This is a genomic window from Kitasatospora sp. NPDC101157, from assembly GCF_044768255.1.
Classification (GTDB): Bacteria; Actinomycetota; Actinomycetes; order Streptomycetales; family Streptomycetaceae; genus Kitasatospora.
In genome coordinates this window covers 125,774-142,311 of record NZ_JBIWPL010000022.1, presented here as the reverse complement: position 1 = coordinate 142,311, position 16,538 = coordinate 125,774, and the positions used below count along the sequence as shown (strand labels likewise).

Annotated in this window: 14 protein-coding genes; 3 read left to right on the top strand and 11 right to left on the bottom strand. The window is 74.5% G+C overall.

All coding sequences use genetic code 11. The features are described from left to right. Positions 1–61: 61 nt before the first annotated feature. The 9 genes from ACIRVF_RS32730 to ACIRVF_RS32690 all read right to left on the bottom strand — a co-directional run bounded on the left by ACIRVF_RS32730 (position 62) and on the right by ACIRVF_RS32690 (position 11,670). The gene (locus tag ACIRVF_RS32730; RefSeq protein WP_402825988.1) at positions 62–1,681 is read right to left on the bottom strand and encodes an FAD-binding oxidoreductase; all 1,620 of its coding nucleotides are present in this window, start codon (positions 1,679–1,681) and stop codon (positions 62–64) included. Then, a complete protein-coding gene (locus ACIRVF_RS32725; RefSeq protein WP_402825985.1) occupies positions 1,678–2,337 on the bottom strand; it encodes a DsbA family protein in 660 nt (219 codons plus the stop codon). Before ACIRVF_RS32725 ends, ACIRVF_RS32730 begins: the two co-directional genes overlap by 4 nt. Further along, positions 2,334–3,614, bottom strand: a complete 1,281-nt coding sequence (locus ACIRVF_RS32720; RefSeq protein ID WP_402825982.1) for a flavin-dependent oxidoreductase — start codon at positions 3,612–3,614, stop codon at positions 2,334–2,336. The genes ACIRVF_RS32725 and ACIRVF_RS32720 overlap by 4 nt, the downstream gene beginning before the upstream one ends. Further along, positions 3,611–4,732 (bottom strand): monodechloroaminopyrrolnitrin synthase PrnB family protein, encoded by a 1,122-nt coding sequence (locus ACIRVF_RS32715; RefSeq protein ID WP_402825979.1) that lies wholly within the window; start codon positions 4,730–4,732, stop codon positions 3,611–3,613. The genes ACIRVF_RS32720 and ACIRVF_RS32715 overlap by 4 nt, the downstream gene beginning before the upstream one ends. 208 nt (positions 4,733–4,940) lie before the next feature. Then, entirely contained in the window at positions 4,941–6,296 is a 1,356-nt protein-coding gene (locus ACIRVF_RS32710) for a polyketide synthase (RefSeq protein ID WP_402825976.1), read from the bottom strand. 129 nt (positions 6,297–6,425) lie between these two features. Continuing rightward, entirely contained in the window at positions 6,426–7,346 is a 921-nt protein-coding gene (locus ACIRVF_RS32705) for an SDR family oxidoreductase (protein WP_402825973.1), read from the bottom strand. 75 nt (positions 7,347–7,421) lie between these two features. Further along, a complete protein-coding gene (locus ACIRVF_RS32700; RefSeq protein WP_402825970.1) occupies positions 7,422–8,870 on the bottom strand; it encodes an MFS transporter in 1,449 nt (482 codons plus the stop codon). Then, entirely contained in the window at positions 8,857–10,362 is a 1,506-nt protein-coding gene (locus ACIRVF_RS32695) for a 4-hydroxyphenylacetate 3-hydroxylase family protein (RefSeq protein ID WP_402825967.1), read from the bottom strand. The genes ACIRVF_RS32700 and ACIRVF_RS32695 overlap by 14 nt, the downstream gene beginning before the upstream one ends. 33 nt (positions 10,363–10,395) lie before the next feature. Next, positions 10,396–11,670, bottom strand: coding sequence for an FAD-dependent monooxygenase (locus ACIRVF_RS32690; RefSeq protein WP_402825964.1), 1,275 nt, complete (start codon positions 11,668–11,670; stop codon positions 10,396–10,398). Between the two features lie 126 nt (positions 11,671–11,796). Here ACIRVF_RS32690 and ACIRVF_RS32685 point away from each other — a divergent pair, with 126 nt between their 5' ends. Next, a complete protein-coding gene (locus ACIRVF_RS32685; protein WP_402825961.1) occupies positions 11,797–12,867 on the top strand; it encodes an AraC family transcriptional regulator in 1,071 nt (356 codons plus the stop codon). After that, the gene (locus ACIRVF_RS32680) at positions 12,845–13,519 is read left to right on the top strand and encodes an erythromycin esterase family protein (RefSeq protein WP_402825958.1); all 675 of its coding nucleotides are present in this window, start codon (positions 12,845–12,847) and stop codon (positions 13,517–13,519) included. Before ACIRVF_RS32685 ends, ACIRVF_RS32680 begins: the two co-directional genes overlap by 23 nt. 117 nt (positions 13,520–13,636) lie before the next feature. On the opposite strand, the gene ACIRVF_RS32675 is transcribed toward ACIRVF_RS32680, so the two are convergent. Both ACIRVF_RS32675 and ACIRVF_RS32670 read right to left on the bottom strand, forming a co-directional pair. Next, on the bottom strand, positions 13,637–14,251 hold the full coding sequence (locus ACIRVF_RS32675) for a hypothetical protein (RefSeq protein WP_402825955.1): 615 nt from the start codon (positions 14,249–14,251) through the stop codon (positions 13,637–13,639). Positions 14,252–14,409: 158 nt separating this feature from the next. Then, positions 14,410–15,570 (bottom strand): YbdK family carboxylate-amine ligase, encoded by a 1,161-nt coding sequence (locus tag ACIRVF_RS32670; RefSeq protein WP_402825953.1) that lies wholly within the window; start codon positions 15,568–15,570, stop codon positions 14,410–14,412. A gap of 104 nt (positions 15,571–15,674) precedes the next feature. Here ACIRVF_RS32670 and ACIRVF_RS32665 point away from each other — a divergent pair, with 104 nt between their 5' ends. Next, a complete protein-coding gene (locus tag ACIRVF_RS32665; RefSeq protein WP_402825950.1) occupies positions 15,675–16,499 on the top strand; it encodes an MBL fold metallo-hydrolase in 825 nt (274 codons plus the stop codon). The last annotated feature ends 39 nt before the right edge of the window (positions 16,500–16,538 follow it).

Below are 16,538 nucleotides of genomic sequence, written 5' to 3'. Positions count from 1 at the left end.
TTTCGGGCGTTCGCCGCGCGGAGGAGGCGCCCATGCGCCGGGGGGCCGGTGGGGGGCGCGGTCAGCGCGGGTCCGCCGCGGGTGGTGCCGGTTCGACCGAGAGGGCGTGGCGGAAGACGTCGTGCGGGTCCCACCTGCCCTTCACCTCGCGCAGCCGGGTGTGGTTGGAGCCGAAGTACAGCTCCTGCCAGGAGACTCCCGACCGGTTGCGGCGGGGGTCCTTGAGGTCGGTGTCGGCGTAGTTGACGTAGGCGCCCGCCGTGCTGCGGCCCGGAACGGGGGCGCCGCCGGTGGCGGCGTAGACGTCCTCGTAGAGCTCGCGCAGGAAGCCCACGTGCCGGTCGTCCTCCGCCGGGGAGGTCCACTCGCTGACGTACATCAGCATCAGCGCGCTGTCGCGGTGGGCGAGCGCCGTCTCGTCCGGCGCGACGGTGTTGACCTGCCCGCCGTAGGGCGCGATGAGCAGGCCGCTGCCGGGGTGGTCGTAGTCGGAGCGGGTCAGGTGGCGGTGCAGGGCCGTGGCCTGTGCGTCGTCGAAGGCGGTGCGGTGGTAGGCGGACTTGCCCTTGATCCGCTTGCCGGTGGGGCGGTCGGCCAAGCCCGGCCACTGGGTCGCCATCAGCCACGGCAGCCGCTGGCGCTCGACGGTCCTCGCCCGGGCGCCGACACCGCTGCCGACGGCGGCCAGGAAGGCGTCCAGCCTCTTGTCCGGGTCGCCGTTCAGGGCGGACAGCTGCACGTTGAGCGCCACGGCCCCGCCGGAGCGGTGGAAGGCCGCCAGGTGGCTGTAGAGGTCGGCCTGCGGGTCGCCGGGCTCGTTGTGGGCGACGTGCCAGGCGCTGTAGTTCTTGAGCAGCCGGACGAAGGAGGCCTGGTCGAGGTCCGCCCAGGGCCACACCACCGTGCCGACGAGCAGCTCGGCCGGCGGGGTGGGCAGGACCCGCTGCGGAGCGGCCTCCCCCACGCCGGGGCTGCGCAGGAAGTAGCGCGTGACCACCCCGAAGGTGCCGCCGCCCCCGCCGGTGTGGGCCCACCACAGGTCGCCCGACGCGCCGTCGTCGTCCCGGGAGGCGAACACGGCGCGCGCGGTGCCGGAGGCGTCCACGACGACCACCTCCACCGCGTACAGGTGGTCCACGGTGAGTCCGAGGGTGCGGTTCAGCGGGCCGTAGCCGCCGCCGCTGATGTGACCGCCCACGCCGACGGTGGGGCACGATCCGCCCGGCAGGGCCACGCCCCAGCGCTTGAACAGCTGCTCGTTGACCTCGCCGAGGCGGGCGCCCGCGCCCACCGCGACCGCCCGGCGCCGGGTGTCGTAGGTGACGGTGTTCATCGCCGACAGGTCGATCACCGCGCGGATGTCGCGGTTGCCGACGAAGTCCTCGAAGCAGTGCCCGCCTCCCCGGACCGCGACCCGCCTGCCGGAGTCGAGGGCCTGCTGGAGCGCGGTGACGACCTGGTCCGTGGAGCGCGGCAGGGCGATCCAGTCCGGGGTGCCGATCCAGCGCTGGTTGACGCCCCGGGCGAGGTCGGCGTACTGCGGGCTGCCGGCCCGTACGGCGGTGCCCGCCTCGGCGGCGGGGGACTCCTCGCGGGCCGCCGCCGAGGCGCCGGAGGTGGCCGTGGCCGTGCCGATCAGCGCCGCCGCTTCGACGAAGCGGCGGCGGGTCAGGATGCTCACTGGGGTTCTCCCTGGGGGTCGGTGGTGGTGTCGCCCGCGCCGGTCAGGGCCCGCAGGAAGACCTCCGGGTCCTCCTGGGGGCCTTCCAGGACGGGGCCGCCGGCGAGGACGAAGCGGGGGACGACGGTGATGCCCAGCTCGCGGGCCGCGCGGACCTGCGCGCGCACCTCGGCGAGCGCCTCGTCGCCGGCCAGCAGCCGGGCGGCGCGGTGGCGGTCGAGGCCGGCCCGCTCCACCCGGGCCAGCAGGACCTCGTGGTCGGAGACGTCGGCGCTCTCCACGAAGCGGGCCGCGAACAGCAGCTCTTCGAGCCGGCTCTGCGCCGGCCACCCGTGCTCGCGCCCGGCCCACCACAGCAGGCGGTGCGCGTCCAGGGTGTTGGCCGCGAGGCCCGTCGCGTTGCGGAAGGCGATGCCGTGGCGCGGGCCGGCCGCGGTGACCTCCCGGTCCATCCGCGCCGCGCGTTCGGGCCCGTACTTGCCGGCCAGCCATTCGAGGACGGGCACCGGCCGGGCGGGTTGCTCACCGTCGATCTGACAGGGGTGCAGCACCACCCGGGCGTCGCGGCGGCCGGACGCCGACAGCGCCAGCTCGAAGGTCCGCTTGGTGATGTAGCACCAGGGGCAGGAGACGTCGGACCAGATGTCGATCCTCATCGGGGGTCTCCCGCACCGCTCGGCACGGCCAGGGACGGCCGGGTGTTGACGGTCTGCGGGTCGAAGCCGCCGAGCCGGGCGAAGTCGTCGGAGACGGACCGCAGTTCGTCGCCGGGGAAGACCTCGGCGACGTCGTCGAAGCCGTCCGGCGCCCGCTCGTGGGCCAGGTCGATGACCACCTCGGGGCCACGGCGCCGGGCGCTCGCCTGGAGACGGGTCAGCGCCGGCAGGCGCTCGGCCTCGTAGGCCGCCAGGGCGGCGGCGGGGCACTCCCGCAGCGCCAGCTCGCGGGCCACCACCCGGGCGTCGACGATCGACTGGGTGGCGCCGTTGGAGCCCATCGGGTACATGGCGTGGGCGGCGTCCCCGAGCAGCGTGACCGGCCCGTGCGACCAGCGCGGCAGGGGGTCCCGGTCGACCATGGGGTAGACGTAGGCCTCCCGGGCCGTACGGATCAGCGCGGGCACGTCGAGCCAGTCGAAGGCCAGGTCGGCGAAGTGGGGCAGGAACGATTCCGTCGGCACGGCCCGGTTCCAGTCGGCGTCCTCGAACACCTCGTCAGGACCGGCCGCCCGGGCCACCGCCCAGTTCGTCAGCACCCCGCCGTGCGGCCCCCCGGGAGCGGACATCGGGTAGACCACGGCGCGGCGCCGGTCGTCACCCGCGATGATCATCGTCCGGCCGTCCAGGAAGGGCGGCGCGACGGCGGTGCCCCGCCACACCACGAGGCCGTTCCACGGCGGCGGCCCCTCCTGCGGGTACAGGCAGGCGCGGACCCGGGAGCGGATGCCGTCCGCGCCGATCAGGGCGTCGGCCCTCGTCGTGCAGCGCCGTGCGGCGCCCGGGCGGTGCACCCGCACCTCGACCCCGCCGTCCACGTACGCGAACCCCTCGACCCTGGCGTCCGTGACGACGGTGTCCCCGCCCATCCGGCGGCGCACCGCCTCGGCCAGCACCGCCTGGAGCCGGCCGCGGTGGACGGACAGCTGCGGCCAGCGGTACCCGGCCGCCTCACCGCGCGGCTCCCGCCAGATGAGCTGCCCGTGGCGGTTGTAGTAGCCGAGCGAGCCGGTGGGCAGGGAGACCTCCAGCAGTTCGTCCAGCAGGTCGAGTTCGGCCAGTTCCCGGACGGCGTTGGGCAGGATGTTCAGCCCCACGCCGAGCGGCCTGATCTGCGCCACCGCCTCCAGGACGCGGACGTCCCGCACGCCCGCGGCGTGCAGGCTCAGCGCCGCGGTCAGGCCACCGATGCCGGCTCCCGCGATCAGGACGCTCATGCCGACGTCCGTTCGGCGCCCGCCGCGGCGCCCGCCGGCCCGGGCCGGCGGGTGAGGGCGGCGCCGGCCCGGGTCAGGTCGATGATCTGCCGCAGCAGGTCGACACTGGCACCGCCGCTGCCCACCGGGTACAGCCGCAGGTCGGCGTCGTAGGCCTTGCGGGCGATGCCCAGGTGGCGGCCGCGGAAGACCACGATCACCCGCAGCAGCCGGGCGAGCTCCTCGGCGGACTGCCGCAGCGCGGGGGCGCGGCGCTCGGCGCAGTCCGGGTCGGGGCCGTAGGCCTCCACCAGCCGGGTCACCACCGACGGCACGCCCGTCCAGCGGCCGTACAGCTCGCGCCAGCGCGGCAGGCTGTAGGGCACCGAGTCGCGCAGGAACTCCTCGTACTGCGGCTCGCTGTTGTCCGCCGCCCAGATCGCCTGGTCGACCAGCCACAGCGGCACCTGGGCCGCGGCCGGCCCGAGCAGCACCCGGCCGTCCACGGTGATCTCCTCGAAGTAGGAGCGCAGGACCCGGGCGAAGAACTCCGGGCTGACGTTGGCCACGACCATGTCGATGGACGAGACCATGGTCTCCACGTGGGCGGTCAGCTCTTCGGTGAGCACGGCGAACTTGGGGTCGGCGACGTCCGCGCCGCTGAGCCGTTCGCACAGCTCCAGGCCCTCGCGCAGATGCGGGAAGACCATGCGCACGGACTCCTGCAGGTACGCCTCCTGGATGTCCCCGGTGTACATGCGCTGGCGGCCGCCGACGGGGTTCCAGGTGGTGTAGTGGTGCACGGTGTCGCGCGGCACCATGTCGGTGCGCCGGCCCAGTTCGAGCAGGACCGGCACCGCCTCGGGGACCAGGGGCAGCGGCTCGGGGCCGTGCCGCTTGATCGAACCGAGGAACATGCCGAGGTCGCGCATCGCCGCGGCACAGGCCTCCACCGAGTACCCGGCGACGTCGTCCAGGGACGGCACCAGCCGGCGCACCGCCGCCACCAGGGCGGGGACGTCGGCGCGGTCGTTGTGGCGGCGCATGCCGAGGCAGGGGCCGTCGGCGGCGAGCGGGTCCAGTTCCCGGATCACCGCCGTGCGTGGGGAACTGCCGAGATCGACACCCGTACGTGTCATGACATGTCTCCAGAAAGAGTCGTCAGTCGTGGGCCGGCCGGCGGCCGTTCCTCGCGCACAGCGCCTTCACCGCGCTCGCGCGCACGGGCGGCGGTGACGGTGACGTGGTGCGGCCGCAGGAGCGGACGAGGGCCGGTGGGTGGGAGAGGAGGAGGGAGAGGGGCCCCGGGCGGCCGCAGCCGCGGGCCGTTCTTCCGGTGAGGGCCGGTCAGTGCCGCTGCGGCGTCGCCGCGGCACCGGGCAGGGGGTGGGCGCGTGGCCGCCACCGGTGCGGTGGCACGCTCGCGCGCCGGAGCGGGTCGCGCTCCGGCGCGTCCCACCGGCCGAGGACCACGTGCACGTTCGTGCCGGACATGCCCTGCCCGTTGACGGCCGCCAGGGGCGGCCGGCCCGCGGTGGCCGGCAGGGGCCGCGGCGACGTCGGCACCACCAAGGGCAGCCGGTCCCAGTCGACGCGGGGCGAAGGCCGGTCGAAGTGCAGGCTGGGCGGCACCTGCCCGTGTTCCAGGCACAGCACGGCCTTGATGAGCCCGGCGACGCCGGCGGCGGCCTCGCAGTGCCCGATGTTCGTCTTCAGGGAGCCCACCATGCACGGCCGGCCGGGCGGGCGTCCCTCGGCCAGGACCTCGGTGAGCGCGGCGAGTTCCACCGCGTCGATGCCCGTGCCGGTGCCGTGCGCCTCGACGTAGCCGACGTCGCCCGGCGCCACGCCGGCGTCCTGGTAGGCCCAGCGCATCGCCATGGCCTGACCGCTGCCGGAGGCGTCCGTGACGCGCTCCTTGGTGGCGCCGTCGTGGCTCATCGCGCTGCCCAGGATCACCGCCCGGATCGGGTCACCGTCCGCGACGGCCCGGTCGAGCGTCTTGAGCACGACGACGCCGACGCCGTCGGACCGCACGAAGCCGTCCGCGTCGGCGTCCCCGAAACGGCAGCGCCCCCGCGCGGACAGGACCCCCGCACGGTCGAGGACGGCGGTGGTCGTGGTGGCGAGCAGCAGGTTGGCGCCGCCGGCCAGGGCCAGGTCCGACTCGCCCGCGCGCAGGCTCAGGCAGGCGAGGTGGACCGCGGCCAGCGAGGAGGCCTGCGCGCAGTCCACGGTGACGCTGGGGCCGTGCAGTCCGAGGTGGAAGGAGAGCCGCCCGGCGAGCATCGCCCGCTGGTGGCCGCCGACCAGACGGTCCAGGTCGAGCGCGCCGGCCCCGGTATCGCGCAGCCGCTCCCAGTGGTCCGCGTGGGCCTGGCCGACGAACACGGCGGTGCGGCTGCCCTTCAGCCGCGCCGGGTCGGCGCCCGCGTCCTCCAGGGCCTCCCAGGCGGTGAGCAGCAGCAGGCGTTGCTGCGGATCCATCGCGGTGGCCTCGTCGTCCCGGATGCCGAAGAACCCCGCGTCGAACTCCTCGACGCCGTCCAGGAATCCGCCGCGCTCGCCCCCCGCGGGCAGCGCGGCCCCGGCCGGGAACCGGTCCGTCGGCGCGGGGCCGGTGGCGTCCCGGCCCGCGTGGAGCAGTTCCCACAGCTGCCCGGGGCCGTGGGCCCCCGGCAGGCGGCATCCGACGCCGGTCACGGCGACGGGCACCGGTGTGCGCCGTTGGTGCGGCGCACGGTTGTGGCCTGACATGTCTTCCCCCCGTGTGTCCTGGTGCCGTCGGCCGGGACGCGAACGCGTGGAACCGCGTCCCGGCCCCGGCCGTGATCACCCCGCGTTGCGGGCCCAGTGGTCCCAGTGCTGTGCCTTGACCCACTCGATCACCGGGGTCAGCCGTACCCCCAGCGCGGCCTCCACCGCGTCGGGTGAGGGGGCGAGCAGGTCGCCGGCCCGGCCGGTGGCGGCGTGGTGGTAGATCCCCGCGACGCCCGCGGCGGCCTCCGGGCCGAGGAGCTGGGCGAGTCCCTGCTCGAACTGCGCGACGTCCAGGGGGAGGTAGCGGACCTCACGCCCCAGCGCCTGCCCGAACGCCGCCGCCAGCTCGGGTCCGGTGACCACGTCGGCGCCTCCGGCGTTGATCACCCGGCCGGGCGGCACGTCGTCGTCCAGGGCCCGGGCGATCACGCGCGCGAGGTCGTCGTGACACATCCAGGCCACGCGCTGCTCGGCCGGCAGCGGGTAGGCCAGCACGCCGTCGTTGACGATCGCGGGGCCGTTCCACGGGCTGAACAGGTTCTCCAGGTACACCGGTGGCCTGACCACGACGACGGGGACCTCGCCGTCGCGCAGCAGCGCCTCCGCGAGGCGGCGCGTCTCGAACGCGGCGTAGGGCGTGGTCTCGTCCGGGACCGGGGTGTTGACGTTGTACACCAGGCGCCGCACTCCGGCCTCGCGGGCCGCCTCGGCGATGTTGCGGGCGTAGGCGGCGACGGTGTCGGCGTCGTACACCAGCGGCATCACGACGACCGCGTGGGTCACGTCCCGGAAGGCGGCGCGCAGGTCGTCGAGGCTGCCCAGGTCACCGCGCACCGGCGTCAGTCCGGCGGTCGCCCGCTCGGCGGCCTTCGCCGTGTCCCGGACGAGGCCGCGCACGTGGTGTCCCTGTGCGGCCAGGAAGCGGGCCACCGCGCCCCCCTGGAAGCCGTTGGCTCCGGTGACGAGGATGTGCTTGCGGTGCTGTCGTGTCATGTCGTGCCTTTCTCGGTGGTTTTCGGTTCGGTGCGCACGGCCGGTCCGCCGGGGGTCCGGGCCGGCCGTGCGCGCTCAGGGGCCGGGGCCGCGGTGCCCGGCGGTCCTCGCCTCCGGCGGGGCCGCGGCGTCCGCTTCCGGCGAGCGCAGCCCCAGCCGTAGCCGCAGGGCGAGCAGCAGGGCCAGTGCGGCCGGTGCCGCGCCGACCAGGAGGGCGGTGCGGAAGCCCTCGGTGAGCGCGGTGTCGTGGGCCGCGGAGGAGGCGCCGGTGCGTGCGGCGGCGACTCCGGACAGCACGGACAGGCCCAGCACGGAGCCGAACTGCAGGCTGGTGTTGACCAGTCCGGAGACCAGGCCGGCCTCGTGCTCGCGGGTGTCGAGGGTGGCCGCGACGTTGGTGGTGATGGCGACCAGCGGCAGGGCGGCGCCCAGGACCAGGCTGGGCGGCAGGACGTCGGTCAGGAAGGAGCCGTCGGCCGACAGCAGGGACTGCCAGGCCATGCCGGCGGTCACCAGGGCGAAGCCGGCGAGCATCACCGTGCGCGGGCCGAAGCGGCCGATCAGCCGGTCCGCCTGGGAGGCGACCGCGATGACGACCGCGCACAGCGGCAGCAGGGCGAGGCCGCCGAGCACCGGCTGGTACCCGAGCACCGCCTGCAGGTACAGGCTGACCAGGAAGAACATCGGGAACAGCGACATCTGCCACAGCCCGGCCAGGATGTTGGCGAGGCGCAGCGTCGGCCGGCCCAGCACCGCGAGCGGCACCAGCGGATGCGCGACCCGGCGTTCGATCAGGACGAACGCCGCCAGCAGCAGGACGGCGGCGGCGCCGGTGGCCAGGGTCGGCGTGGAGCTCCAGCCGGCCTCGCCCGCGTTCACCACGGCGTAGGCCAGCAGCCCCAGGCCGGCGGTGACCGCCACCGCGCCGGGTACGTCGAAGCCGCGCTCGCGTCCGTCCGGGGTGCCGGGCGGCAGCAGTCGCGGCACGGGCAGGATCAGGGCGAGGCCGGCCACGACGTTCAGCGCGAAGGTCGACTGCCAGCCCAGCCAGCTGGTGAGCACGCCGCCGAGCACCGTGCCGACGGCGCCGCCCGCGCCCGCCATCGCGGCGAACACCCCGAGCGCCCGGTGGCGTTCGGGCCCGTCCTCGAAGAGCGTGAGGACCAGGGAGAACGCCGCCGCCGCCGCCAGCGCCGCTCCCCCGCCCTGGAGCGCGCGAGCGGCGATCAGCAGGTCGGCGCGGTCGGCGAGGGCGCCCAGCAGCGAGGCCGCCGCGAGTACGCCCAGCCCGGACACGAACACCCTGCGCCGGCCCAGCAGGTCGGCGGCGCGGCCGCTGAGCAGCAGCAGTCCGCCGAAGGAGACGAGGTAGGCGTTGGCCACCCAGGACAGCTCGGCGGGCGAGATGTCCAGGCTCCGGCCGATGGAGGGTGCGGCCACGTTGATGATCGAGGTGTCCAGGATCAGGACGAACTGCGTGCAGGCGAGCAGGGCCAGGGCCCGCCGCCGGTCAGTGGCTGCCATGCGGGGCTCCCGCGCCGCCCGGCAGGTCGTCCGGGCCGTCCAGGTCGTAGCCGTCCAGGCACGACTGGGTGAAGGCGGCCAGCAGGTCGGGGTCGCCGTCGCGGACGATGCCGGGCAGGTAGACGTGCGGGGCGCCGTGGTAGAAGCGCTCGTACTGCTCGTGGCGTGCGGCGAACTCCGAACCGAGGGCGTCCCAGGCGAGTTTGAGCAGCTTGACGCGCTGCTCGGCCGGCGTGCCCGAGGAGCGCACGTACTTGGCGACCAGCGGGCCGAGTTCGGGGTGCCTCAGGTCGTGGCCGGAGGCCGGGAGCTGGATGAGGCCGCCGCCGGCCAGCAGCTTGATCTCGGCCAGCACCTTCGGGTAGAGGTCGCCGGCCATGGCCCGGTGGGCGGAGGCGATCTCCCGGTTGATGTGCACGGCGCCGCCCTCGCCGGGGACCCGCTCGTAGGCCGCCTCGGCCGCCAGCACCATCGACTTGGCGATGTTGAGCCAGCCCATGAGCCGGCCGAGCTGCATCCGCACGGGCGGCAGGTCGTAGGTGTTGTTCGAGCGGGTGATGAGGACGGCGAGGCCGGTGAGGAACTCCAGTTTGGTCCAGAAGCGGGTGGCGGCCTGGTGGACGAAGTTGTTGTAGGCGGGGGTGAGCCACCACATGCCGAAGGTGGTGTCGACGTCGCGGTAGGTCAGGACGCGCTCCCAGGGGACGAAGACGTCGTCGCAGACGAGCAGCGCGTCGTTCTCGTCGAAGCGCGCGGACAGCGGGTTGTCGAAGACGCTGCGGGCCCGGCCCTCGTAGGAGGTGCGGGAGACGAACTTCAGGCCCGGGGTGTCCAGGGGCACGGAGAAGCTCAGGGCGTACTGGACGTCCTGGCGCGGCAGCGGCTCGATCGTGCCGACGACGACCTCGTCGCCGAACACCGCCCCGGTGCCGATCATCTTGGCGCCGCGCACCACGATGCCGCCGTCGCGCTCCTTGACGACCCGTACGTAGAGGTCGTCCTGCACCTGCTCGCCGGCCGCCCTGGTCCGGTCGATCTGCGGGTTGGTGATGGTGAACGCCGGGTAGAGGTGGCCCTCGGCCATCCGCCGGTGGTACGCGGCGAGGTTGGGCCGCCCGTCGAAGGCCTCGCCCGCGAAGACGTCCGGCGCCGAGACGAAGCCCGCGATGCCGGCGGCCATGTAGTCGGGGGATCTGCCGAGGAAGCCGAAGCTCGCCTCGGACCAGGTCTTGAACGCCCTGCGCCGCTCGATCAGTTCGGCGTGGGTGCGCGGCACGTGGTAGGCGCGCAGCACCGGGCGGTCCTGTCCCTCGGGGCGCACCGTCAGGACGTCCCGCAGCTCGGGGTCCCGTGCCAGGTCGTACAGGTGCGCCATCGAGCGGGCCGTGTTGCGGAAGGCGGGGTGCTCCGTGACGTCCTTGACCAGTTCGCCGTCGAGCCAGACGGTACGGCCGTCGCGTAGTGATTCGAGGTAGTCCTGACCGCTGCGCATGTCTCTCCTGACACAGGGTGCGATGGGTGGTGGTCAAAGGGTGTGGGGGTCCGGGGCGGGCGGCCGGTAGGGGGAGGGGGCGTTGACGGAGGCCGTGTCGAAGCCCGCGGCGCGGGCGTAGGCGTGGGCTATGTGCGCCAGCCGCTCGGCGGGGAGCACGGAGTGCACGCCCCGGGCGAAGCCGTGCGGGGCGCGCTGGTGGGCGAGGTCGATGACGACCTCCGGGCCCTTGGCGCGGTTGAGGAGCTGGAGCCGGTTCATCCGCGGGCGGCGGTCGCGGTCGTAGGCGGTGAGCGCCGCGGTCGGGTCGTCGTGGGTGGCCAGGGCGTGGGCGAGGCTGCGCGCGTCCAGCACCGCCTGGGTCGTGGCGTTCGAGCCCATCGGTGCCATGGCGTGGGCGGCGTCGCCGAGCAGGGTCACCGCGCCGAAGGACCAGCGGGGTACCGGGTCCCGGTCGAGCATCGGGAAGGAGGCCGTGGCGTCGGTGCCGGCCACGAGCGCGTCCATCCGCAGGTCCTCGCAGCGCCAGTGGGCCACCGCCGTGGGGAAGCCGTCACCGGGCCCGGCGTCGGGGGGCGCGGGGTCCTCCCGTCCGGCCCGGGACACCGCCCAGTTGACCGGAACGAGGCCGTCGCCGTCCGGGCGTACGGCCAGCGGGTAGACGACCGCCTTCCAGCGCCCGTCCCCCATCACGACCATCGAGCGGCCGCCGTGGAACGGTTCGGCGCGGGTGATGCCCCGCCACACGGTGGTGCCGTTGGAGCGCGGTTCGCCCTCCTGCGGGTACAGGACCCGCCGTACGGCGGAGCGCAGCCCGTCGGCCCCGATCAGCACGTCGGCCCGGATCCTGGCGGCGGGCCGGTTGTCGTCGCGGTGGCCGACGCCCACCTCGACGCCTGCGTGCGGCAGTTGGGCGAAGCCGGTGACGCGGGTGCCGGTGGTGATCGCGTCGTCCCCCAGGCGGGCGCGGACGCTGTCGGCCAGGGTCGTCTGCAGGGCCCCGCGGTGCAGGGCCAGTTGGGGCCACCGGGCTCCGTTCGCGCGGCCGCGCGGTTCGCGCCAGATCTCCTGTCCGAGATGGTTGTAGTAGCCGAGTTCGGTCAGGTCGGCGCCGAGGTCCGCGAGGTCTTCGGCCAGTCCCAGGGCGGCCAGTTCACGCACCGCGTTGGGCTGGAGGTTCACTCCGGCTCCCAGCGGGCGGATCCGCGGAACCGCCTCCAGGACGCGGACGTTGCGCAGGCCGGCGGTGTGCAGGCTCAGCGCGGCGGTCAGGCCGCCGATGCCCGCACCGGCAATGACGATGTCCATCCAACGAGTCCCCCCGGAAACTCAACCCCGTGAACCGGCCGAAGAGCCCGGCTCCGTCCCCCATCGTTGTGCGTGGGGACGGCTACGATCAATTAATCAGGAGCCGGATCGCTTTAAGGATCGTCCGTGCATGACGACGTGCTCAGCGAGTTGCTGCGTCCTCTGTGGTTGACCGACGTCTTCTACAGCATGTGGCAGGCCGGCGGGCCCTGGGGGGTGAAGGGGTACGACGACGAGTGCGCGATCGTCCACTACATGATCGAGGGCGGCTGCGTCATCGGCTTCGGCGACGGCTCCGCGCCCACGGAGCTGCACGAGGGCGATCTGGCGATCTTCCCGCACGGCACCGCCCACACCTTCGCCGCCGAGCCCGGGGTGCGCACGACACCGCTGTCCGCCCTGGTGCCCCACTGCCGCCCCGGCCGCTCCGGCGTCGTCACGGTCGGGGCGCCCCCGTACCGCACGCGCATGCTCTGCGCGAGCCTGCGCTACAGCGCGATCGGTGAGCCCGGGCTCTACCAGGCCCTGCCCCGGATCATCGTGCTCCGGCGCCACATGCTCGAAGGGGAACCGCTGCTGCTGCGCACCCTCGAATCGCTGCCGTCCGAGATCGGGCGGACGGCGCCCGGGTCCCGGCTGGTCACGCTGCGGGCCTTCGAGACGGTGTTCGTCCTGTCCCTGCGGCTCGCCATGCAGGAGCTGGCGGAGGAGTCGCCCGCGCTCCAGGCCCTGCACCATCCGGGCATCAGCAAGGCCCTGCTGGCGATCCACGGCTCCTACGCCGAGCCCTGGACGGTGGAGTCGCTCGCCCGCGAGGCCGGCATGTCCCGGTCGGTGTTCTCCCAGATGTTCCGCGACCTGGTGGGCGAGCCGCCGATGCGGCACCTGACGGCGCGTCGGCTGCAGGAGGCCAGACGGCTGCTCGCGGACACGACCGTGCCGCAGCAGGACATCGCCCAGCGCATCGGCTACCGCAGTCAGGTCGGCTTCCACCTCGCCTTCCGCAAGGAGTGCGGCACGACGCCCGGCGACTACCGCACCCACCGGTCCGCGGCAGGCCGCACCCCGCGGCGGGGCCGTCCCGGCCCCGACCGGGCGGGCCGGGACGGCGAAGCCCCGGCCCGCCCGGCTGCCGCGGGCGACGCGGGCCCGGCGGCAGGGCCGGACGGCAAGGGTGGCGCTGCGCGGGGCGAATGACGGGATCGCCCCCGGCCAGGACGTCCCGGAGCCACGGGCGCGGCGAGGCATCCGCCCGCGGCTTCGCATGGCCGCGGCCGTGCAGCACGCCCGCAACATCGCCGGCACGTTCGCCTTCGCCACCCTGGACCTGGCCGACCCGGCCTCCGTCGCCGCCTCGGAGCAGCTGCGCGACCGGGCGATGGCGGACAACGTCATGTGGTGGCAGCGGCGCACCGGCGGCAAGGTGCTGCTGTCGGCGCACCACGGGCACGCCGGCTACCTGGCCACCGACACCTTCCTGTACCCCGAGCCGCAGGGCTCCCGGCTGCGCGACGCCTACGGCCGGGACTACGTGGCGATCGGCTTCACCTTCGGCAGCGGCTCCTTCCTCACCAACGACGCCGTTCTGACCGACAGCTGGAAGGCCGTCACCGTCCCGCCGGCCGGCCCCGACATGAACGAGTACGCCCTCGACCGGGTCCGTTACCGGGACTACTACGTCGACCTGCGCACCGTTGCGCGGGTGGCCCGCGACTGGCTGGACGTCTCCCGCCCCACCTACGAGGCGGGCTCGGTCTACGTCGGCGACCCGATGCCGCGGCTGGCGATCGGCCGGGCGTACGACGTGCTCGTCCACCTGAACCGGGTCACGCAGGCGCGGGTGTTCTGATCGTCCGTCGGCGACATCCGATCCGTCCGGGGGCGACGGCAGCGGCGACAGCGGCAGCGGAGGCAGCTGGCGGCGGTGGGGGCCCGACCCGGGCCGGCGGTCGACCGGGGCGTGGGCTCACTGCCAGAGCTGCTTCGACCAGTCGCCCCGGGGGCGGTAGCCGCGGCCGTCACCGAGCTGCTTCATCCCGCCGGGGACGACGTCCGCGTGGTAGGGGTACTGCTCCGTCACCGCGGCCAGCAGGAACTCCAGGAAGCCGCCCTCGAAGAGGTCCCATTCCCGCAGCGAGTGGAACTTGGCCGCGACCGGCCACCGGTCCGGGTCCGGGCCCCGCGTCAGCCAGAAGAAGTGGTCGGAGTCCCAGTTGTTGCCCCAGTTCAGGAGCCCGCCCTCGGCCGGGAACAGCGGGTACGGGCACTCGTCGTGGTCCCCGTCCCGGTAGGCCCGGGCCAGCGTGGTGCAGTATCCGTACGGTTCGGTCGTGCAGTGGAGGAACCCCTCGAAGCCGACCGGCTGCCCGGCCTGGGGGCTGGGCGGCGCTTGTGACGGTGTGTAGACGTGCAGCTCGTCGCCGATGCTGACCGTCCCGTACCGGTCGGCGAACGCCCGGTAGTCCGCGGGCAGTTGGAAGCCGAGTGCCTCGGGCCCGAGCTCCCACGGGACCGGGACCACGTCCTCCGGCGGTGGTCCGATCAGCGTGGCGAGCCGGTCCAGCATCCGCTCGGTGGTCACGTCCACTCCCCTTGCCCCTGTTCGGTGATCGTCTTGAGCGCCCCGGCGCCCGGCCTCCGGACGCCCCGGTCCAGCTGCTCGGCGGGCCGGTCGCCCCCGCCGGTACTGCGTGGTACTGAGTACCGCTACACGGTACCACCGAGTACCGGGGGGCGTGGCTACTCCCGGTGCGGCGCGGCGCAGTTGGCCGTCAGGTCGGCGACGACGTGGGGCAGGCCTCCGGCGCGGTGGGCGGCGCGCTGGCGGTGCGCTCCGGTGCCGTGGGCGGCGAGCCTGTCGAAGAAGGCGGCGGCCCTGTCGAGGTCGCCGAAGCGCTGGAGGGCGGGGCCGATGTGGTCCATGAGCCGGCGGGCGCGTTCCGGTGCGGGCAGCATGGCGGCGGACAGCGCGTCCAGGCCCGTGCCGGTCCAGCCGTCGCGGGTGCTGTACCAGTACGCCCCGCGCAGCAGGTCGGAGCTCAGCCGCGGGCCGGGGTCGCCGCCTTCGACCAGGCGGGCGGAGGTGTCCACCAGGGCGCGGACGACGGCCGCCACGGCGGCGGAGTCGGCCGGGTCCGGGGGAACGTCCATGGACCGCACCTCGATGGTCGGCAGGCGGGGGTGCGGGCGGACGTCCCAGAACGGCAGGTCGGCGAAGGGAACCACGCGCGCCGCGGCCAGCTGCGCGGTGGTGCGCCGGTAGTCGTCGAAGGACTCGATGTACGGGGGCGGGCCCAGAGCCGGGATCCGCAGGCGGGTCACGGTGCGCCAGCTCGCGTAGCCGGTGTCCCGGCCGTCGAAGTACGGTGAGTTCGCGGTCATCTCCACGAGCAGCGGAAGCCACGGCCGCAGGTGGTTGCCGACCAGGGCCGCCACCTCGCGGTCCGGCAGGAGGACGTGGACGTGCAGGGCGCTGACCACGAAGTCGTCCATCAGCGACCGGTACAGCTCCACGCCGGCCCGGTAGCGGGGGTGATCGCCCACCGGGGCGTGGGAGCCTCCGATCACCGGGGTCGCCGAGGGGCAGACCCGCAGGCCCTCCCCCGCCGCGGCCGCGGCGACGGCCTGCCGGGCCCGCACCAGGTGGGCGTGCAGCTCCCCGGTGTCCGTGCACGGCGGCGTCCGCACCTCGACCTGCAGGTCGGTGAACTCCCCGGCCACCAGGTCCCCCAGTTCCCGCGCGGCCAGGGCCGCCACCCGCGGGCCGGCGCCCACCACGGCGCCGGTGCCGGGGCACACCAGGAACAGCTCCTCCTCCACCCCGACCGTCGGCACCCCGGCGGCGCACGCCGGCGGCGCGGGCACCGACCGCCGGGAACTCGTCTCAGTCGTGTCGTCCATCAGCCAACGCTCCCCCGCGCGGTCGGCGGTGTCATCCCGGGGAGCCGTCCCGGACGAGAATCGTTCACCGGACATGCCTGTGCATCCCACCCGACGGAGGTTCCATGCGTCTGCTCTCCCGTGGCCGGCACCATGCCACGTTCGAATTCGGCGGCCTGCGGGTGACCTCGCTGCGGGACGGGTACCTCGACCTGCCGCCGACCCGGCTGCGCGGCGAGGACGGGCGCGCGCTCGACGTGCTGCCGGCCGCCGTCCCGCTGGCCGGCGACAACCTGCGGCTGTCGGTCAACGCCTTCCACGTCACCGACGGCACGCGCTCGCTGCTCGTCGACACCGGCGCGTCCGACGTCTGGCACGAGCCCACCATGGGACTGCTCCACGACGCGCTCGACGAAGCGGGCATCGACCGCGCGCGCGTCACCGACGTGGCCATCACCCACCGGCACCAGGACCACGTGAGCGGCCTGATCGCGCCCGACGGTTCGCAGGCGTTCACCGCACTGGAGCGGGTGTGGATCGGCGCGGACGACACCCCGGTGTTCACCGGGCGGCTGGAACCGGTCCGCGACCGGGTCGTCCCCGTTTCACAGGAGACCGCGATCAACGACTGGGCCACCGCGCTCCCGACCCCGGGCCACACCCCCGGCCACACCGTCTACGACATCAGGAGCGACGCCGGCCACCTGCTCGTCTGGGGCGACACCGTGCACGTCCCCACCCTCCAGTTCGACCGGCCGGACGTGACCTGGGAACTCGACGGCGACCGGTCCCAGGCCCGCACCGCACGGGCGGCCCTGCTCGCACGACTGACCCGGCCCCACCACTTCGTGGCCGGCGCCCACCTCGACTCACCCGGCATCGCCCGCGTGAGTCCCGGCCCCGGCGGCGACGGCTACGCGCTGGAATACCTCGCACCACCGATCGGCTGACCCCGCGCGCGGCGACGGCCCCCGGCCGTGCCCGCGCGC